Origin of the sequence: Lonepinella sp. BR2271, assembly GCF_051851515.1 — a bacterium.
Taxonomy (GTDB): Bacteria; Pseudomonadota; Gammaproteobacteria; order Enterobacterales; family Pasteurellaceae; genus Lonepinella.
In genome coordinates this window covers 172406-192557 of sequence record NZ_JBPDVF010000003.1, presented here as the reverse complement: position 1 = coordinate 192557, position 20152 = coordinate 172406, and the positions used below count along the sequence as shown (strand labels likewise).

Sequence of the window (20152 nt, the reverse complement as noted above, 5' to 3'; positions counted from 1 at the left end):
AATTTCAAGTTAAAATTGATTTGTTCGACCAGTGCCAAAATTTTGGCTATTATAACAAAATAACAGATTGCAAAAAAGGAATAAAACCATGCTACAAGTGAAATCCGCAGAAATTCATTTTAATCAAGAGAATACGCCTGTTTCTCAACAATTTGATGATGTGTATTTTTGTAATCAAGACGGCATGGCAGAAAGTGATTATGTGTTTGTACAAGGTAATCAACTTTGGCAACGTTGGCTTGAATATGAACAAGCCCATTTTGTGATCGCCGAAACGGGCTTTGGCACAGGGTTAAATTTCTTTATTACCACCGCACTTTTTCGCCAATTTAGAGCCGAAAATCCGCAATCTCCGTTAAAAAGACTGTTTTTTATTTCCTTTGAAAAATACCCAATTCCCATTGAATCCTTAAAACAGGCTCACCAAGCCTACGCTCAATTTGCCCATCTCACGCAATCTTTACAAGAGAAATGGCTTGAACCCATCACAGGTTGCCAACGTTTTCATTTTGACGAAACGACCTTAGATCTCTGGTTTGGCGACATTAATGAACAACTTCCGCAACTTGGTGATTATATGCAAAACCGCATTGACGCCTGGTTTTTAGATGGCTTTGCACCCAGCAAAAATCCCGATATGTGGCATGATAATCTCTATACACAAATGTACCGTTATAGCAAACTCAACGGCACTTTTGCGACATTCACCGCCGCAAGTGCGGTGCGAAAAGGTTTAGAAAATGCCGGTTTTGCCGTAGAAAAACGCAAAGGATTTGGCAAAAAACGAGAATGTTTGCATGGTCAAAAACTCACCCAAAATACACCGCACTTTGCTTTTCCTTGGTATCACTGGCAAACCGCCCAATTTGAACAACAAGCGGAAATTGCGATTATCGGCGGTGGCATTGCCTCACTTTTTACCGCACTTGCCCTGTTGCAACGTGGAGCAAAAGTCACGCTTTATTGTGAAGATGAACAACCTGCCTTAAACGCCTCAGGCAACAAACAAGGGGCATTTTATCCGCAATTAAGTGATGATGATATTCGCAATATTCGTTTCTATATTCATGCCTTTGCTTATGGTCAACAGCAACTCAGATGGGCAATCAAACAAGGCATTGAATTTGAACACCAATTTTGTGGGGTGGCATTGTGTGGTTATGATCAAAAAAGTGCGGTGAAATTAGATAAAATTTCGCAATATCAATGGCACGACAGTCTTTATCAACCGCTTAACCAACAACAATTATCGGATATTGTCGGATTGCCACTACCCTGTGGCGGCGGTTTTATTCCACAAGGTGCGTGGCTCAATCCTCGCCAATTTGTGCAAAACACCTTTGCTTATTTGCAAGCATTAGGCTTAACCCTAAAAACATCGCAAAAAATCACCGCACTTCAGCGACAAGAAGATAGCTGGCTGTTAACCAATCAACAGAATGAACAATTTCCACATCAAATTGTGATCCTTGCCAACGGTCATCAACTCAGTCAATTTGAGCAAACCCAACCCTTGCCAACTTACCCTGTACGTGGACAAGTGAGCCAAATTCCGACGAGCGAGAATTTACTGAAACTCAACACCGTACTTTGTTATGACGGCTATTTAACACCTGTGGATCAAGCAAAAATGAGCCATTGTATCGGTGCAAGCCACGTTAGGGATAATGCCACTCGCCATTTTAGCCCAGAAGAACAGCAACAAAACCAACAAAAAATCCAACAAAACATTGTCGAAGATTGGACAAAAGACGTGGATACTTCAAGCAATATTGCAAGAGTGGGCGTTCGTTGTGCCATACGAGATCGCATGCCATTAGTCGGTAACGTACCCAATTTTGAGCAACAACGTATTGATTACAAAAATATCTACAACCTACGCCGCCGCAAACAACCCATTCCACAAGCCGCTCAACACCCAAATTTGTACCTCATTGGTGCATTAGGATCTCGAGGATTAACCTCCGCCCCTTTGCTCGGCGAACTATTGGGTTCATTAATTTACGGCGAACCTTTGCCGTTAAGTGAAGATATTTTGCATAATTTGGTGGGAAATCGGAGTTGGTTAAGGAAGTTGTTGAAAGGGGGTATAATATAAAATGAAATTCAGAATTTAGCCCATAGTCTGACCAATATGGGCTAACAATCTCTAACCTTTCTCACCTAACTAAACTCCAATTCCACCGCACTTTGCCCCAACATTTCCACCAAATCCACTAATAACTCGTCATCAGGTTTGATGTACCATTGCACGCCGAGCTTTAACAATGCTCGTCCTTGTGGGCTGTCATAATAAATATGAATCGGTATCGTGCCACCGCTGTAAGGCGATATAACAGATTGAAATTGCTTAATAAACTGCGGTGTAATTTGGTCTTGTTTTAGCATAATCGCCAGACTTTTCACATAACGACTGCGTGCCTCACTTAAGGTCATCAATTCACGCACCGACATGCGCAAGCCTTGGGTGTATTCATCTTCGCTCACTTGGCCCGACACAATCACAATATTGTCTTTCTGCAAATGCTCACCGTATTTTTCCAAGGCCTCGGAAAATAAGGTAATATCTAATTTCCCCGAACGGTCATCAAGGGTGGCAATGCCAAGGCGGTTGCCTTTTTTAGTAACCGCAAAGCGAGAGGCAATAATCAGGCCGTAAGCCGTGCGGACTTCCCCACGTCGATTCGGCATCAGTTCTTTTAAGCGGAAACGACCATAATGTTTCAACTCGGTCAAATAGCGACTAATCGGGTGGCTGCTTAAATACAAGCCGAGCGTTTCCCGTTCGCCGTCTAAAATTTGTTTATCCGTCCAAGGTGGCGTGTGGGCGTATTTTCGCTCCACGTCTTCATGGCTTTCGGTCAACACGCCAAACATATCCGCTTGGCCAATTTCCTCATTTTTGGCAAATTGGTTAGAAGATTGCAGTGCATCCTCTAAATTTTTCGCTAACGCCGCACGGTGTGGCCCGAGTTTATCGAAAGCCCCTGATTTAATCAGACTTTCAAAAGTACGACGGTTAACTTGTTTCAAATCCACTCTGGCACATAAATCAAATAAATCTTTGAAAATACCGCCTTTGTCACGCACCGACACTAACGCCTCAATGGGCGCCACCCCGACCCCTTTGATCGCCCCAATGCCGTACACAATTTCGCCTTGTTCATTCACGCTAAAATGATGTTTACCCGTGTTAATATCGGGCGGGGTGACTTTTAAGCCCATGCGTAAGCATTCATCATACAGGCCAACAATTTTGTCGGTATTATCCATTTCTGAGGTCATCACCGCCGCCATAAATTCCGCAGGGAAATGGGTTTTCAGCCATAGAGTTTGATAGGACACCAAGGCATAAGCGGCTGAGTGCGATTTGTTAAACCCATAGCCGGCAAATTTTTCCACCAAGTCGAAAATCTTCATGGCTAATTCGCCATCTACGCCGTTTTTAATCGCCCCCGCCTCAAACACCGAGCGCTGTTTTGCCATTTCTTCGGGCTTTTTCTTCCCCATGGCTCGGCGTAATAAATCCGCCCCACCGAGCGTATAACCGGCCAAGGCTTGCGCAATTTGCATGACCTGCTCTTGATACACAATCACGCCATAGGTCGGTTCTAAAATCGGCTTCAGACAATCGTGTTGATAGGTTGAATCTGGATAGGACACTTCTTCTCGCCCATGTTTGCGGTCGATAAAGTTTTGCACCATGCCCGATTCCAACGGACCAGGGCGGAACAAGGCCACCAAGGCGATAATATCTTCAAAACAGTCTGGTTGCAGGCGTTTAATCAAATCTTTCATGCCACGAGATTCCAACTGGAACACCGCCGTGGTTTCTGCGGCGAGCAAGGTTCTAAAGGAATCGGGATCGTTTAATGGAATACTTTCAATGCGAACTGGTGGCTTACCCTCTTTTTCCATGCGAGCATTAATCATATCCAACGCCCATTTAATAATAGTCAGCGTACGCAAGCCGAGGAAGTCGAATTTCACCAATCCCGCATATTCCACATCATTTTTATCAAAATGGGTGACGGGGTGCAGCCCCTCACTATCGCAATAAAGCGGTGAAAAATCCGTAATCAAAGTCGGGGAAATCACCACACCACCGGCATGCTTACCGGCATTGCGAGTCACGCCCTCGAGTTTGCGAGCCATATCAATTAAGGCTTTGACTTCCTCGTCCGATTCATAAATTTCGGGTAATTTCGGCTCGGCCTCAAAGGCTTTGGCTAACGTCATACCGGGATCTGGTGGCACTAATTTGGAAATACGATCCACAAAACCGTACGGGTGTCCCAACACACGTCCCACATCACGGATCACCGCTTTGGCTGCCATGGTGCCGAACGTAATAATCTGCGATACGGCTCCCCGTCCGTACATTTCTGCCACGTGATCGATCACCCGATCTCGCCCATCCATGCAAAAATCCACGTCAAAGTCAGGCATGGACACCCGTTCAGGATTTAAAAAACGTTCAAAAAGCAAATCAAAAGCGAGCGGATCCAAATCGGTAATTTTTAACGCATAGGCCACTAAAGAGCCCGCCCCTGACCCCCGCCCCGGTCCAACGGGAATACCGTTATCTTTCGACCATTGAATAAATTCCATCACGATCAAGAAATAACCGGGGAATCCCATTTGGTTAATCACATCTAATTCAATTTGCAAACGTTCATCATATTCTGGGCGTTTTTCCAACCGCACTTTTTCATCTGGGAATAAAAAGGCCAAACGTTCTTCCAAGCCCTCTTTGGCTTTTTTAACTAAAAAATCTTCTGTGCTTAATTCGCCGGTGGGAAACTGCGGTAAAAAATATTCGCCTAATCGAATGGTGACATTACAGCGTTGTGCAATGAGTAAGGTATTTTCAATCGCCGACGGAATATCCGCAAACAGATCGCACATTTCTTGTTCCGAACGGAAATATTGTTGATCAGTATAAAGTTTCGGGCGTTTTGGATCGTCCAACGTATAACCGTCATGAATGGCCACTCGAATTTCATGTGCCTCAAAATCCTCCGATTTCAAAAAACACACATCATTCACCGCCACCACCGGTAATTGATAACGTTGAGCCAGTTCCAACGCTCCTGCAATGTAGCGTTCTTCCTCCTGATGACCAGTGCGTGCCACACTTAAATAAAAATGATTGGGGAAAAATTCTTGATAAAAAGCCACCGCACTTTCCACCGCCGAGGCATTCTCTTTTAACAATGACAGCCCAATATCGCCCTTGCGACCGCCAGACAGCACGATCACGCCCTCATGATGTTCGGTCAACCATACTTGATCGATATAAGGCAAATCATCATAACCACGCTGATAAGCCTTTGATAATAAAAGGGTAATATTTTTATAGCCGACATTATTCTTAGCAAGCAAAGTCAATTCAAAACGTTCTTCCCCACAAAGCTCGCTTTTCACCAACACATCCGCCCCAATAATCGGCTTAATCCCCGCCCCTAAAGCCTCGCCATAAAATTTCACCAATCCACAAAAATTGGAAAAATCCGTCAACGCCATGGCCACCATATTTTCTGCCGCACAGGCTTTTACTAACGGTTTCACTTTGGCGATACCATCAATCATGGAAAAATCGCTGTGGGTACGCAGATGGACAAATCGTGGGGCTGACATAAGAATTCCTTAAATGGCTATAAAAGTGCGGTCTATTTTACGTTAATTTTGGGGAAAATAAAAATACCGAGTGATTAGCTCGGTATATTTGATTGTATCAAGGCGATTTCTGCCGTAATTGTATAAATTTTCTTATATTAATTGAAAAGTGTAGATTGCCGTTGTTCTATCAGTCTGCTCTTTGCAATATCAACGTAATGATCATCCGCTTCTATACCAATATACTGACGATTTAGATTATTTGCTGCAACACATACTGTTCCAGATCCTGCAAAAGGATCTAATACAATTTGACCTTCACTGGTTACTAAAGAAACTAATATTTCCATTAACTGCAACGGTTTTTGAGTAATATGTTTACCTGTATCATCACTGTTACTGGCTACTTTAATGATGTTAGCGTATGGCATCGCATCATATAAGGATTTATCCAACGCATTTTCATTCCACGCACCTAATCCATATTCCACAATGTTATCAGCCAACGTTCCACCCACTTTATATGGCTTTTGAAACCATAAAATCGGTTCAAATACAGGTCTAAGATTAGCAACACGCCAACCTTGCCACTTTTGCGTATTTTCTATATCTTCTCTGCGTTCAAAAATAGCTGAAACACGTTGAGCTCTATGTGGTGCTTTTGTTTTTTCCCAAGCAATCATATCTTTAAAAGTAAAGCCACTATTCTCTAAAGCGACAATACAACGATGAGCAAATCGTCTGCCAGCAAAAATAAAGCAACTTGCCCCTGGTTTTAATACCCTTAACCAATCTTTTGCCCAATTTTCACACCATTGTTGATATTCTAACGGGATTTTTTTATCCGCCTCACTCCAACCATTTAAAGGCTTACCACGTCTTTTAAATAGGCCACCCGCGTTGATTTGAGCTTGTGACTGTCCGCCTAATGCAGAATTAGTATTCTTGTGTAAAACATCCCAATCATCATAACCGATGCCGTAGGGAATATCCGAAATAATAGCGTGAATACTTTGATCGGGGATTTTTTTTATTTCTTCTAGGCTATTACCACAAATTATTTGATTATTCATAGTGATAATCCTTTAATATATTTATCAATTTGTTTAATCTTACTATGAATCTTTTTGGTTTTTAATAATTCGGTAATTGCTTGCTCTCTTGTATAACCTTTAATGCTATTTTCTTCATTTAACCAAAATGTTTTTTCGATTTCACCACGTTCAACAATAGTACCAATTTGTTGATTTAAGAAGGTATTGAAATGCTCAATATCTTGATTGATTATTTGACAAAAATAACGATTAAAAGCGGAAATAAAGCATTTTTTGCTATCAGCAACCGAACATTTTTCAGCATATTGGCTAGAAAAATTCCATAATTTAGACAAATTAATTTCTTTGCTTTCTTTAACATTACAATGAATTAGAAACAACAAATGTTCCCAGCTTAATAAACAAACATTTTTGTTTAAAGATTGGGCGTAAATTTGGCTTGATGTCGTTGGATATTGAAAATACGGAGAAGATAGCACTGCATAATCACTATTTTTACGCCACAATGATAATGCTTCTACCTTAAAATCTTTTTGATTTTTAGCCGTTCTACTTAAACGAAAGGCTTTAGCATCAGCCACGACTTCGTAGTCATAAATGTTTGATTTTGCAATGACATCAGCAGAATCAGCACGTTCTGTCAATACAGATGATTTTAACCCTAACTCACAAAAAACACGACTTAATAAGGAATCAGAGGCCTTAGAGAAAAGTTTTTCTGCCGATGAATCGTGTTCTATACATTCAGGGATAATACCGATATTTTTTAATAATTCAAAAAAATCGGCTTTAGGGAGCATCCTGATATAGCTATCTAACTGTATAGATGCCTGAACGAAATCACCCAGTTGGCTAAACTCCTCTAATTTTGCAATCAAGCTTTGGAACATAAATAAAATCTCTCTAACTCATTAGCGCTAATGACAGTAAAACGATATTCTATCGTACGGAATAAAATACATCAATGCCATATACTGAACGCAACACCATAATCAGGCAATAATTATAATGAATACATGGCTTACATTTATTTTTGCAAAGATAAAAATACCGAGCAACTGGCTCGGTATTTTTTTCAATGCAAGAATATTAATCTTCGCCCCAAACTTCCTTAGCAATTTCTTCCACATGACGCACTTTCGCCCATTGCTGTGCTTCGGTCATCACGTTACCTTCTTCGGTGGACGCAAAACCGCATTGTGGGCTTAAGCAAAGTTGTGCCAACGGTACATATTTTGCGGCCTCCGCAATGCGAGCTTTGATTTGAGCTTTATCTTCTAATTCAGGGAATTTGGAGCTAATCAAACCTAACACCACACGCCCTTTATTATTAGCAAAATGTCTTAACGGCTCAAAACCGCCTGAACGTTCGTCATCATATTCTAAGAAATAACCGTCATAATTAGTTTGAGCAAATAAACCATCTGCGATTGGATCGTACGCTCCGGTTAATAAATAAGAGGATTTATAGTTACCACGGCAAACGTGGGTCGTAATCGTCATATCCGCTGGTTTATCCGCAAGAATCGCTTGAATATTGGCCACCGCTTGAGCTTTGTCCGCTGCAAAGGTCGGTTGATCGTGGTTGTTACATAAGGATCCCCAATATACATCGTCAATTTGTAAATAACGGCAACCTGCATCATAAAAGGCTTGAATGGCCTCTTTATAGGCTTGTTGCACGTCTTTGGCAAATTCTTCACGCGTGGCGTAAATGCCGTGATCCCATTGAACTGGATACATTAATTGGTTTGGACTTGGAATGGTAAATTTCGCCACCGCACACCCCCCCACAATGGCATTAAATTTTTTAAAATGGGCTAAGAATGGGTGATTTTTATTCCACGACACTTTGCCACAACAGCGAGTATTATAAGGTCGCACCGCCACGCCTTTAAACGCATAGGCTTTTTCTGGCACATAACCTTCAATGCCGTTGAGATTTTCTAAGAAATCAATATGCCACCAAGAACGGTGATATTCGCCGTCGGTGACCACTTGAATGCCAGCGTCAAGTTGTGCTTGCACTAATTTTTTCACTTCTTGTTCAACGATTTCATCACGCTGTTCAAGGGAAATTTTGCCTGCTTTAAAATCAGCGTGAGCTTGTTTCCACGCCTCAGAACGTAAATAAGATCCCACCGTGTCGGCATGAAAAGGTAAGGTTGTGTTTGTCATGGTATTTCCTTCATTATTAATAAAATTAAGCCTAGCTTAAACCTAAATGGCACTTTCTGCAATAGCCTTGGCACAAGCATACGCCGAACTCCACGCCCATTGGAAATTATAACCGCCAAGCCAACCAGTGACATCTAGCACTTCGCCAATAAAATACAGCCCCGCCACCTGATTGGCTTGCATGGTTTTCGAGGAAATAAATTGCGTATCCACGCCACCTAAGGTGACTTCTGCGGTACGATAGCCCTCTGTGCCGTTGGGGTGAAATTGCCATTGATGAATTAACTCGGTTAAGGATTGTAAATCCGCTTTGCTTATTTGTGCCAAGGTTTTATCGCCCAAGGTCAAACGCTGATGTTCAATCCACAATTCCACCAATCGTTTGGGCAACACTTGGCTTAATGCGGTTTTTAATTGCATATTTGGCGAGTGGGCTTTTTGTGCAGTGATCAGATCGACAATAGTTTGATCGGGCAATAAATCAATGTGGACTGGCTCGTTCAGTTGCCAATAATTGGAAATTTGCAACATAGCCGGCCCCGATAACCCTCGGTGCGTAAATAACATATCACCTAGAAATGCCTGATGATCCACACTGGCATTGACCCTTAGCGATACGCCCGAAAGTGCGGTGAAAATTTTGTCATTTTCTAAGTAAGTGAACGGTACAAGGCTCGCTCTTGGCGGAATAATCGGAATAGCAAATTGTTCTGCGATTTTATAACCAAAAGGTGACGCCCCTAATGCCGGCATGGAAAGCCCACCTGTGGCAATGACTAAATTTCGACAGGTCCAATCCACGCCGTTAGCTCGCACCTTAAAACGCACCTTGGGATCGTTTTCAATTCGTTCTACGCTATCAATTTGCTGGCGTAACTGAATATCCACTTTCGCCTTTTTGCAGCGATCTTCCAGTAAATCTACAATATCTTGTGCCGAATTGTCGCAAAAAAGCTGTCCGTCCGCTTTTTCATGATAGGCAATGCCATATTCGCAGACTAGGCTAATAAAATCCCACTGGGTAAATCTTGCTAAAGCAGATTTGACAAAATGGGGATTTTGCGAAAGATAATGGCTCGGGCTAACATCAAGGTTGGTAAAATTACAAAAGCCACCGCCCGACATCAAAATCTTGCGACCAATTTTTTTGCCACTGTCTAAAATCGTGATTTTTTCACCGCCGTATTGCCCAATTTCTGCCGCACAAAACAGCCCGGCCGCACCGGCACCAATGATGATGGTTTGGTTGTGATTATTCATAACGGTTTTTAACGCTTATCCTCAAACTGAAATTTCGTCCATTGATGATAGCTTTCCCCTGCTTTCACCATTCCCCCATATTGCCACCATTCAGGGTGGTTTGGCGTATCAGGCAAGGCTTGGGTTTCAAGGGCAATGCCGGTGTAATCGGCATATTCACCTCCGGCTCGGGTCGGGGTGCCTTGCAAGTAATTGCCGGTGTAAACCTGTAAAGCCGATTGACTGGTCGTCAGAGTTAAACTTAACGATCCATCAGGTGCGGTTAAAATTGCACCCATTTTTTCATGTTCTGTGCCTAATAAAAAAGCGTGATCGTAACCTTTGGTCAGCTGTTGCTCATCTTGTAAAAAGTCCTGTTTAATGGCTTTTGCTTGGCGGAAATCAAAGCTAGTATGTTGTACCGATTTCAAAGGTGCATTGGGAATACCTTGACTATCCACTGGCAAAAATTGTGCCGCATTGAGTTGCAAAAAATGCTCACGAATATCACTGCCCTGTTCGGCATGATGTAAATTAAAATAGGCATGATTGGTTAAATTTAATGGAGTATCTTGATCGGAAATCGCCTTAAATTCGGCGATCAGGGCGTTATCGTCGGTTAAACGATAAATCGCTTGAACCTTAACCGTGCCTACAAAGCCTTGCTCGCCGTCAGGGGAAGTTAAGGAAAAAATCACCCCATTTTCACCGCACTTTTCCGCTGTTTGTTCGATTTGCCAACGTCGTTTATCAAAGCCAATCGGCCCGCCATGTAACTGATGTGAGCCTTGATTGGCAGTGAGTTTAATGGTTTGCCCTTGATAATTAAATTGGCTGTTGGCAATGCGGTTAGCATAACGGCCAATGGTCGCCCCGAAATAGACGCCTTGTTTAGCGTAATCTTCCAACTTGCAACCAAGCAATACTTCACGCTTTTCATCACCCACTGGCACAACACAGGACACCCAAGTGGCTCCCCAATCGATAAATTGTACTCGCATGCCTTGTTGATTGGTTAAGGTCACAAGCTGTAAGGCTTGCTTATCGGGGGCCAACGCCTTGGTAGTTTCAACGCTTACGGACATACCTGTACTCCTTGTGACGCAGTACAGACATAAAATTCTTCTTTAATGCCGGTTTGTTTTTGGTAATTGTCGGCAATCAGTTGACGCACCGCCTCGACTTTTTCTACCGGAGCGACCACCACAATACAGCCCCCAAAACCACCGCCAGTCATTCTGGCACCGCCAGTTTCACCCACGGCCACTTGAGCCAATTCCACCAAATAATCAATTTCAGGAATGGTAATCTCAAAATCATCACGCATAGAATCATGGGATTGTCCCATTAATTTGCCTAGCGTAGAAATATCGCCTTGATTTAAGGCTTGAACGGCATCTAATACACGTTGATTTTCCGTCACAATATGTCTAGCTCGTTTAGCGGTATCTTCATCAAAGGCAATGAGTTCGGCTTCACGTTGTTTAAACTGTTCAATCGACACATCACGCAAGGCTTTTACGCCAAAAAATTCGGCGGCACGTTCACATTGTTGACGGCGTGTATTGTATTCACCGGTGACTAAATCATGTTTCACATGGGAGTTGACGATCATCACGGCAATATTTTCTGGCACTGGCACGGAAACGGTTTCAAGGCTACGGCAATCGATCATCAGTAAATGGTCTTGCTCGCCCAAGGCAGAAATAAGCTGATCCATATTGCCACAATTTGCCCCGACAAATTTGTTTTCAGCCATTTGACCGATTAAGGCAATTTGGGTATTGGTTAACGCTAACTTGCCTAACTGTTGGCAAAATTTCCCCACCGCTACTTCAAGGGCGGCGGAAGAACTTAAACCCGAAGATTGTGGCACATTGCCAGAGATCACTAAGTCTGCCCCTTGTTTAAATTCAGGGCAATGTTGCTGAATAAATTTCACCACACCACGCACATAGCCTGTCCATTTTTTGTCGGCGACTGGGGTGATTTCTTCCGTTAAAGAAAATTGATCGCTATCTTCTAAATCCGCCGCATACACGTTAAACAGGTGATCGTCACGTTTCGCACCACAAACAGCGGTGCCATAGTTAATCGCACAAGGCATCACAAAGCCGTCGTTGTAATCGGTGTGTTCGCCAATAATGTTCACTCGCCCTGGGGCATACACATTTAATTCTGAAGTGCGGTGAAATTTTTGTTCAAATAATTGTTTTGCGGTTTGTTGTGGGGTCATTTTTATTTTCCTTCTTTACTATTCCCCTCATCATCGCAGTATTCTCCCCCTCTCCCTCTGGGAGAGGGTCGGGGTGAGGGTTAAGGTGAGGGTCAATGGTTATTTTACCCTCACCCTAGCCCTCTCCCAGAGGGAGAGGGGACTTTGTTTATCGTTCTTAGGAAGAGGGAATTTTTTATTTATCGTTGTTTATAATGAATTTCACTTAACTCACGTAATCTTGTCGCCGCTTGTTCTGCCGTCAAATCTCGTTGACTTTCGCCTAGCATTTCATAGCCCACCATAAATTTTCGCACTGTGGCAGAACGCAATAATGGCGGATAAAAATGGGCGTGTAATTGCCAGTGATCATTGGGTTCACCATTAAACGGTGCGGCATGAAAGCCCATGGAATAAGGGAAACTGGTTTCAAATAAATTGTCGTATTTGGTGGTCAATTTTTTCAAGGCTAACGCCAGATCGTCCGCTTGTTCTGCGGTTAAATCGGTTAAACGTTTAATTTGTGCTTTTTTCGGCATTAATAGCGTTTCAAACGGCCACACCGCCCAATACGGCACCACGGCTAACCAATGTTCAGTTTCCACCACAATGCGTTCTTTTAATTGTAGTTCACGTTGAGCATAGTCTAATAACATAGGCGAATGATGTGCTGCCAAATAACGGCGTTGGGTTTGATCTTCCCGAACCACTTCGTTTGGCAAAAAGCTATTGGCCCAAATTTGACCATGGGGATGGGGATTGGAACAACCCATAGCCGCACCTTTGTTTTCAAACACTTGTACCCATTGATATTTTTGCCCTAATTCCATAAGTTGTTGTTGCCAAACTTTAATCACTTGGCTAATTTCTGCTACGCTTAATAGCGGCAAGGTTTTGCTATGATCCGGTGAAAAACAAATCACTCGACTTTCCCCCTGAGCTTGCACCGACTGAAATAGCGGATCGCTAGACGTTTCAGGGGCTGGCGTATCTTCTAATAAGGCAGAGAAATCATTTTTAAACACATAAGGCTGCTGATAATCAGGGTTTAATTCGCCTGTAATGCGTTTATTTCTCGGGCAAAGATAACAATTCGGATCGTGACTTGGCTTTTGTTCTTCATTGACTTTTTCCTGTTGCCCTTGCCATGGGCGTTTGGCTCGGTGGGGCGATACTAACACCCATTGGTCAGTCAGCGGATTATAACGACGATGTGGATGTTCAGTTGGATCAAAAATAATACTCATAATATGTCCTTACGTTTGATAAAACGGAAACGGTTACATTTAACTGGGTATAAGATAGCAGATTTTTTGAAATAATCTGTGACGTAGATCATATTTTTGAAAAAAACTTGAAAAATTTATTGTATTTTTGGGTTGAAATGACAAAAATGAAGTGGTAACGTTTTCATTATGTATCTTTGAATGTGGGGCGGAATGTAGGAGCGAAATGTAGGGGCGTATTGCATACGCCCAAAACAGATCGAGCATAAGGGCGTATGCAATACGCCCCTACATCATTGTTATATTGGGAGAAAAGTATGATTACCATTCGTGATGTGGCCAAACAAGCAGGCGTGTCTGTGGCGACGGTTTCTCGGGTATTAAACAATGCCTCTTGCAGTGAAACCGCTCGCCTTGCGGTAGAAAGTGCGGTGCAAAATTTAGGTTATTCGCCTAATGCGAATGCACAAGCCTTGGCCTTACAAAATACCGATACGCTCGGTGTGGTGGTGACGGATGTCTCTGATCCATTTTTTGCGATTTTAGTCAAAGCGGTAGATCAGGTTGCCTATGAATACGGTAAAACCATGTTAATCGGCATGGGCTATCATCAAGCAGAACGAGAACGCCGAGCCATTGAAACCCTTTTGCGTAAACGTTGTAGCTGCTTAGTTGTACATTCGAAAGGGTTGAGCGATCAAGAACTTATTGCCTATTTAGAACAAGTCCCTGGCATGGTGATTATTAACCGCTGTATTGCCGGTTATGAACACCGTTGCGTCAGTTTGGATAACCAACGTGGCACCTTTTTAGGTACAGAATTATTAATAAAATTGGGACATCGTAAAATTGGTTATATCGGTTCAAACCATCAAATTAATGATGAACGAGAAAGAAAACAAGGTTATTTAACCGCACTTCAACAATATCATTTACCCTTAATTGAAAATACTAGCGTACAAAATAGCCCTGATTTTGAGGGAGGCGAAGCGGCAATGGTGGATTTATTGAGCTATCATTCGGATTTAACCGCCGTGGTGGCTTACAATGACAGTATGGCAGCGGGAGCATTATCCGTGCTAACGGAAAATAATATCCATGTGCCACGTCAATTTTCCTTAATCGGGTTTGATGATATGCCAATTGCAAGCCATTTGGTGCCAAAACTTTCAACTATCCGCTATCCTATTGATTTAATGGCAACTTATGCGTCTAAATTAGCGTTAAGTTTGGTCAATGAAAAAATTGATACGCCAATTCATACGCAATTTAACCCAACATTGGTACGACGGTTTTCTACGGATAATTGTTATCCGCAATAATTTTTTTGTAAACGCTTACACTTTTTTTCAAAAGTGTGAGAGAGATCACAGTATTGAGAAAAAAAATAGTGTATCTTAGTCATATTACACAAGGTTGTTGTGTTTTATTTAAACAATTTTGCGGTAATTTCATCATTTTAGTTAATCAATTAATGAGGACATTGTTATGAAAAAAGCAGTATTAAGTGCAGTCGCATTATCTATCGGTTTAGGCTTAGCAAGCAGTGCAGCACAAGCGGCTGACCGTATTGGTGTAACCATTTACAAATATGATGACAATTTCATGGCGTTAATGCGTCAAGAAATTGCTAAAAATGCAGAACCACTCAAAGATGTTGAGTTGTTAATGAATGACTCGCAAAATGCCCAATCTATTCAAAACGACCAAGTGGATGTGTTAATTTCTAAAGGGGTGAAAGCCTTAGCCATTAACCTTGTTGACCCATCTGCCGCACCAACCATTATCAAAAAAGCCCAAGGCGAAGATATTCCGGTGATTTTCTTTAACAAAGACCCAGGTGCGAAAGCCATTGGTAGTTATGACAAAGCCTATTATGTCGGTACCGATCCAAAAGAATCTGGTGAAATTCAAGCAGATTTGATTGCCAAACAATGGAAAGCCAATCCTGCCCTTGACTTAAATAAAGACGGCAAAATTCAATATGTGTTATTGAAAGGTGAACCGGGCCACCCAGACGCAGAAGCACGTACGAAATATGTAGTGGAACAATTAAACAAACAAGGTATCGGCACTGAACAATTATTTATTGATACCGGTATGTGGGATGCGGCACAAGCGAAAGATAAAACCGATGCGTGGCTTTCAAGTGGTAAATCTAACCAAATTGAAGTGATCATTTCTAATAATGACAGTATGGCCATGGGAGCATTGGAAGCCACCAAAGCACATGGTAAAAAATTACCTATCTTTGGGGTAGATGCGTTGCCAGAAGCCTTGCAATTAATCAAAAAAGGCGAAATGGCAGGTACCGTGTTAAACGACGGTGTCAATCAAGCGAAAGTGTTGGTGAAATTAGCCGATAACCTTGTGAAAGGTAAAGCCCCAACGGATGGAGCGGACTTTAAACTTGAAAATCGTGTTGCACGTATTCCTTATGTGGGCGTTGACAAAGACAACTTAGATAAATTCTCAAAATAATTCTTTTATTTTCTTTTAATTAGGGCTTGTGATGGCAATGCTTGTGTCTCTCAAGTGGAACACGCAAGCCCTATTGTTTTATGTAATGATTTAGTGTGAGGTGAGATATGTCAACACAAGAAGTGCTACTCACAATGACCAATGTTAGTAAATCTTTCCCTGGGGTAAAGGCGTTAGACGGTGCTAATCTGGCGGTCAAATCCCACTCTGTCCATGCCTTAATGGGGGAAAATGGAGCGGGAAAATCTACCCTATTGAAATGTTTATTCGGGATCTATGCCAAAGATGAGGGCGAGATTCTCTTCTTAGGCCAACCGGTTAATTTCAAAACATCAAAAGAAGCCCTTGAAAATGGGATTTCCATGGTGCATCAAGAATTAAATTTAGTGCGTCAACGCAGCGTGATGGATAACCTTTGGTTAGGCCGTTATCCACTAAAAGGCATGTTCGTGGATCATGCCAAAATGTACAACGAAACCAAAGCCATTTTTGATGAATTAGATATTGAGATTGATCCTAAAGAAAAAGTGGCCAATTTATCCGTTTCCCAAATGCAAATGATCGAGATTGCGAAAGCGTTCTCTTATCATGCCAAGATCGTGATCATGGACGAGCCGACGTCATCCCTTTCTGAAAAAGAAGTGGAACACCTGTTTAAAATTATCCAAAAATTAAAAGATCGGGGCTGTGGCATTATTTATATTTCCCACAAAATGGATGAAATTTTCAAAATTTGTGATGAAATCACCATTTTACGTGACGGAAAATGGATTAATACCGTGCCAGTTAAAGGTGCCACCATGGACGGCATTGTGGCTATGATGGTTGGACGTGAATTAACCCAACGTTTCCCACCAAAAACCAATCAGCCAAAAGAAGTGATTTTACAAGTAGAACATTTAACTGCCAAAAATCAACCCTCTATTCAAGATGTCAGCTTTGAATTACGCAAAGGTGAAATTTTGGGCGTGGCAGGTTTAGTGGGGGCGAAACGCACGGATATTGTGGAAACCATTTTCGGCGTACGTGAACAACAAAGCGGTACGGTAAAACTCAATGGAAAAATCGTGCAAAATCGCACCGCAGTTGACGCCATTAACAATGGTTTTGCATTGGTAACGGAAGAACGCCGTTCCACAGGGATTTATGCCAATTTAAGTATTGAGTTTAATTCCCTGATTTCCAATATGAAATCCTACATCAGTAAATGGGGCTTATTAAGTAACAAGAAAATGAACAGCGACACCCAATGGGTGATTGATGCCATGAATGTGAAAACCCCATCACACAAAACCACGATTGGCTCCCTTTCAGGGGGAAACCAACAAAAAGTAATTATCGGTCGTTGGTTATTAACCCAACCAGAAGTGTTAATGCTTGACGAACCGACACGGGGTATTGATGTCGGTGCAAAATACGAAATTTATCAACTCATTATGCAGCTTGCTCAAAAAGATAAAGGGATCATTATGATTTCTTCGGAAATGCCAGAATTGCTCGGGGTAACCGACCGTATTTTGGTGATGAGTAATGGCAAAGTGGCCGGTATTGTAGAAACCAGTAAAACATCGCAACAAGAAATTCTACAACTTGCGGCGAAATATTTATAACAGATGTAATAAAGGAAGGTCATTATGGCTATCAAAGACAATAAAACCAAAGATTTCCTAAAACAAAATGCAATCTATTTCATCTTGCTTATTTTGTTGCTTGTGGTTATCGTGCAAGACCCAAGTTTCTTGAGTTTGCGTAACTTTAGTAATATTCTCACCCAATCTTCCGTGCGATTAGTGATTGCGTTAGGGGTAGCAGGGCTTTTAGTGGTGCAAGGTACCGACTTATCCGCTGGTCGCCAAGTGGGTTTAGCGGCGGTAGTGTCTGCCACCATGTTACAAGGCATGGATAATCTGAATCGTGTATTCCCGAACTTGCCTGAAATGCCGATTGTCGGCGTGATCTTGTTGGTTTGCGTAATTGGCGGGATCATCGGTTTACTCAACGGCTTTGTGATTTCGGTCCTCAATGTGGCTCCTTTTATCGCCACCATGGGCACCATGATTATCGTCTATGGGATCAACTCGCTCTATTATGATGCCGTGGGTTCCTCTCCGATTGCCGGATTCACTGAAAACTTTTCCACCTTTACCCAAGGCTTTTTCCGACTCGGTTCATTTAGACTGTCTTACATTACCATTTATGCGGCTATCGCAACCGTGATTATGTGGATGTTATGGGAAAAAACACGTTTTGGTAAAAATATCTTTGCTATCGGGGGTAACCCAGAGGCCGCCAAAGTATCCGGCGTTAACGTCGTGCGTAACCTAATGGCGGTTTACATGCTATCAGGTATCTTCTATGCGTTCGGTGGTATGCTTGAAGCCGGTCGCATCGGTTCCGCCACCAATAACTTAGGTTTTATGTATGAAATGGATGCCATGGCTGCTTGCGTGGTGGGTGGTGTATCATTCGCTGGTGGTGTAGGGACAATCATTGGTGTAGTAACAGGGGTATTAATCTTCACTGTTATCAACTATGGTTTAACTTATATCGGGGTTAATCCTTACTGGCAATATATTATCAAAGGTACCATTATCATTATTGCGGTGGCCATTGATAGTTTGAAATATGCGAAGAAAAAATAACGAAAAAATACCGCAGTTTTTCTGCCCACACACAAAAAACCGAGCTACAGCTCGGTTTTTTATATCTTCTAATCTTCCATTTAAAGATAATTATTTCATTTTTGTTAAAACAATAATGACAAAACATAATTTTATGCTATATTTTAGCTTTCAAACCATAAAAATATCCAAAGGAAGCAAAATATGTCTGAAAATCAAATTAACGACAAGGCTTTTCAGCTATCCACTGAAAAATCCACCTTGAAAAGTAAACTCAATGCCTTAGGCCCAGGCATTCTCATGGCCTCCGCTGCGGTGGGTGGCTCACACATTGTGGCCTCAACCCAAGCAGGCGCAATCTACGGTTGGCAATTAGCCATTATCATTATTCTGGCGAACTTATTTAAATATCCCTTTTTCCGCTTTGGCGCCCAATATACCTTAGACTCGGGAAATTCCTTATTAGAGGGGTATTTGCAAAAAGGAAAACTCTATTTATGGGTATTCTTCTTGCTTAATGTATTTGCGACCATTATTAATACCGCAGGTGTTGGCTTATTATGTGCGGCCATTTTAACCTTTGTGTTACCGTTCCCCGTGCCACTTCCAACCTTAAGCCTAATTGTTATCGGAGGCTGTACGGCAATTTTATTATTAGGGAAATATCGTATCTTAGATGGTTTGTCCAAGCTGATTATGATTGCTCTCACCGTCACCACCGTTGCCGCAGTCATGATTGCTTTTATGCGTAATGGTATTCAAGGTGTCGCCCCGCAAGATTATATTTCCCCAAATCCATGGAGCTTAACCGCATTAGGCTTTATTGTGGCATTAATGGGCTGGATGCCCGCACCGATTGAAATCTCTGCGGTAAACTCCATGTGGGTAGTGGCAAAACGCCGTTTTACTAAGGTCTCTTATCAAGACGGTATTTTTGATTTTAACGTAGGCTATATTGGCACGGCTATTTTAGCTCTTGTATTCTTAGCCTTAGGTGCATTAGTCCAATTTGGTGCAGGTGACACCGTGGAAATGGTCAGCGGAAAATATATTGCACAATTAATCAATATGTATGCGTCCACCATTGGCGAATGGGCAAGAGGCTTAATTGCCTTTATTGCATTTATGTGTATGCTCGGTACCACACTTACCGTGCTTGACGGCTATTCTCGTGCCAATGTGGAAAGTTTCCGTCTTATTTTAGGTAAAAAAGAAAGTCGCCCAAGTATTTTAAATACGGCGATCTTTTTGGCGGCCCTTTCAGGATTAGCGGTTATTTTCTATTTTAACAATGCAGTCGGCCCAATGTTAAAATTCGCCATGATTGCGTCATTTGTATCGACGCCAATCTTTGCGTATTTAAACCTTTCATTAGTCTTAAAAGGGCAACATAAAGTGAGAGGTGGACTGTTCTGGTTATCAATTATCGGCTTGATTTACTTAACGAGTTTTACATTACTGTTTATTGCGAATCAATCTGGTTTATTTAGCTAGCCTAATCAGATAATAAAAAAGGTG

The 20152-nt window shown here is 42.1% G+C and carries 14 protein-coding genes; 6 read left to right on the top strand and 8 right to left on the bottom strand.

Features of this window, described 5'->3' with window-relative positions; genetic code table 11:
- Positions 1-88: 88 nt before the first annotated feature.
- Positions 89-2098: a bifunctional tRNA (5-methylaminomethyl-2-thiouridine)(34)-methyltransferase MnmD/FAD-dependent 5-carboxymethylaminomethyl-2-thiouridine(34) oxidoreductase MnmC gene (mnmC, locus tag ACTG7X_RS04205; protein WP_439257280.1), complete on the top strand. Its 2010-nt coding sequence runs from the start codon at positions 89-91 to the stop codon at positions 2096-2098.
- 65 nt (positions 2099-2163) lie between these two features.
- Here mnmC and dnaE read toward each other — a convergent pair whose 3' ends face one another.
- From dnaE to galT, 8 genes are all read right to left on the bottom strand, one after another.
- Positions 2164-5640 carry a DNA polymerase III subunit alpha gene (gene dnaE, locus ACTG7X_RS04200; protein ID WP_439257279.1) on the bottom strand — a complete coding sequence of 1159 codons (3477 nt, stop codon included), beginning with the start codon at positions 5638-5640 and terminating at the stop codon, positions 2164-2166.
- Positions 5641-5777: 137 nt separating this feature from the next.
- A complete protein-coding gene (locus tag ACTG7X_RS04195; protein ID WP_439257278.1) occupies positions 5778-6692 on the bottom strand; it encodes a DNA-methyltransferase in 915 nt (304 codons plus the stop codon).
- On the bottom strand, positions 6689-7564 hold the full coding sequence (locus ACTG7X_RS04190) for a HindIII family type II restriction endonuclease (RefSeq protein ID WP_439257277.1): 876 nt from the start codon (positions 7562-7564) through the stop codon (positions 6689-6691). The genes ACTG7X_RS04195 and ACTG7X_RS04190 overlap by 4 nt, the downstream gene beginning before the upstream one ends.
- A 199-nt stretch (positions 7565-7763) precedes the next feature.
- Positions 7764-8852, bottom strand: coding sequence for a 5-methyltetrahydropteroyltriglutamate--homocysteine S-methyltransferase (locus ACTG7X_RS04185; RefSeq protein WP_439257276.1), 1089 nt, complete (start codon positions 8850-8852; stop codon positions 7764-7766).
- A 42-nt stretch (positions 8853-8894) separates the two neighbouring features.
- A complete protein-coding gene (locus tag ACTG7X_RS04180; protein WP_439257275.1) occupies positions 8895-10112 on the bottom strand; it encodes an NAD(P)/FAD-dependent oxidoreductase in 1218 nt (405 codons plus the stop codon).
- Between the two features lie 8 nt (positions 10113-10120).
- The gene (galM, locus tag ACTG7X_RS04175) at positions 10121-11176 is read right to left on the bottom strand and encodes a galactose-1-epimerase (RefSeq protein ID WP_439257274.1); all 1056 of its coding nucleotides are present in this window, start codon (positions 11174-11176) and stop codon (positions 10121-10123) included.
- Positions 11167-12327, bottom strand: coding sequence for a galactokinase (galK, locus tag ACTG7X_RS04170; RefSeq protein WP_439257273.1), 1161 nt, complete (start codon positions 12325-12327; stop codon positions 11167-11169). The genes galM and galK overlap by 10 nt, the downstream gene beginning before the upstream one ends.
- 179 nt (positions 12328-12506) lie before the next feature.
- Entirely contained in the window at positions 12507-13553 is a 1047-nt protein-coding gene (gene galT / locus ACTG7X_RS04165; RefSeq protein WP_439257272.1) for a galactose-1-phosphate uridylyltransferase, read from the bottom strand.
- A 296-nt stretch (positions 13554-13849) separates the two neighbouring features.
- Here galT and ACTG7X_RS04160 point away from each other — a divergent pair, with 296 nt between their 5' ends.
- From ACTG7X_RS04160 to ACTG7X_RS04140, 5 genes are all read left to right on the top strand, one after another.
- Positions 13850-14854, top strand: coding sequence for a substrate-binding domain-containing protein (locus tag ACTG7X_RS04160; protein ID WP_439257271.1), 1005 nt, complete (start codon positions 13850-13852; stop codon positions 14852-14854).
- Positions 14855-15020: 166 nt separating this feature from the next.
- A complete protein-coding gene (gene mglB / locus ACTG7X_RS04155) occupies positions 15021-16013 on the top strand; it encodes a galactose/glucose ABC transporter substrate-binding protein MglB (protein WP_439257270.1) in 993 nt (330 codons plus the stop codon).
- A 107-nt stretch (positions 16014-16120) separates the two neighbouring features.
- On the top strand, positions 16121-17623 hold the full coding sequence (gene mglA / locus ACTG7X_RS04150; RefSeq protein ID WP_439257269.1) for a galactose/methyl galactoside ABC transporter ATP-binding protein MglA: 1503 nt from the start codon (positions 16121-16123) through the stop codon (positions 17621-17623).
- A gap of 24 nt (positions 17624-17647) precedes the next feature.
- Complete coding sequence (gene mglC / locus ACTG7X_RS04145) at positions 17648-18655, top strand: galactose/methyl galactoside ABC transporter permease MglC (protein ID WP_439257268.1); 1008 nt, start codon at positions 17648-17650, stop codon at positions 18653-18655.
- Between the two features lie 183 nt (positions 18656-18838).
- The gene (locus ACTG7X_RS04140) at positions 18839-20128 is read left to right on the top strand and encodes an NRAMP family divalent metal transporter (protein ID WP_439257267.1); all 1290 of its coding nucleotides are present in this window, start codon (positions 18839-18841) and stop codon (positions 20126-20128) included.
- Positions 20129-20152 lie beyond the last annotated feature (24 nt).

What these genes read in the sequence shown, in the direction of transcription:
- mnmC (WP_439257280.1), top strand. Translation starts at nt 89, where the DNA reads ATGCTACAAGTGAAATCCGCAGAAATTCATTTTAATCAAGAGAATACG.
- dnaE (WP_439257279.1), bottom strand. Translation starts at nt 5,640, where the DNA reads ATGTCAGCCCCACGATTTGTCCATCTGCGTACCCACAGCGATTTTTCC.
- ACTG7X_RS04195 (WP_439257278.1), bottom strand. Translation starts at nt 6,692, where the DNA reads ATGAATAATCAAATAATTTGTGGTAATAGCCTAGAAGAAATAAAAAAA.
- ACTG7X_RS04190 (WP_439257277.1), bottom strand. Translation starts at nt 7,564, where the DNA reads ATGTTCCAAAGCTTGATTGCAAAATTAGAGGAGTTTAGCCAACTGGGT.
- ACTG7X_RS04185 (WP_439257276.1), bottom strand. Translation starts at nt 8,852, where the DNA reads ATGACAAACACAACCTTACCTTTTCATGCCGACACGGTGGGATCTTAT.
- ACTG7X_RS04180 (WP_439257275.1), bottom strand. Translation starts at nt 10,112, where the DNA reads ATGAATAATCACAACCAAACCATCATCATTGGTGCCGGTGCGGCCGGG.
- galM (WP_439257274.1), bottom strand. Translation starts at nt 11,176, where the DNA reads ATGTCCGTAAGCGTTGAAACTACCAAGGCGTTGGCCCCCGATAAGCAA.
- galK (WP_439257273.1), bottom strand. Translation starts at nt 12,327, where the DNA reads ATGACCCCACAACAAACCGCAAAACAATTATTTGAACAAAAATTTCAC.
- galT (WP_439257272.1), bottom strand. Translation starts at nt 13,553, where the DNA reads ATGAGTATTATTTTTGATCCAACTGAACATCCACATCGTCGTTATAAT.
- ACTG7X_RS04160 (WP_439257271.1), top strand. Translation starts at nt 13,850, where the DNA reads ATGATTACCATTCGTGATGTGGCCAAACAAGCAGGCGTGTCTGTGGCG.
- mglB (WP_439257270.1), top strand. Translation starts at nt 15,021, where the DNA reads ATGAAAAAAGCAGTATTAAGTGCAGTCGCATTATCTATCGGTTTAGGC.
- mglA (WP_439257269.1), top strand. Translation starts at nt 16,121, where the DNA reads ATGTCAACACAAGAAGTGCTACTCACAATGACCAATGTTAGTAAATCT.
- mglC (WP_439257268.1), top strand. Translation starts at nt 17,648, where the DNA reads ATGGCTATCAAAGACAATAAAACCAAAGATTTCCTAAAACAAAATGCA.
- ACTG7X_RS04140 (WP_439257267.1), top strand. Translation starts at nt 18,839, where the DNA reads ATGTCTGAAAATCAAATTAACGACAAGGCTTTTCAGCTATCCACTGAA.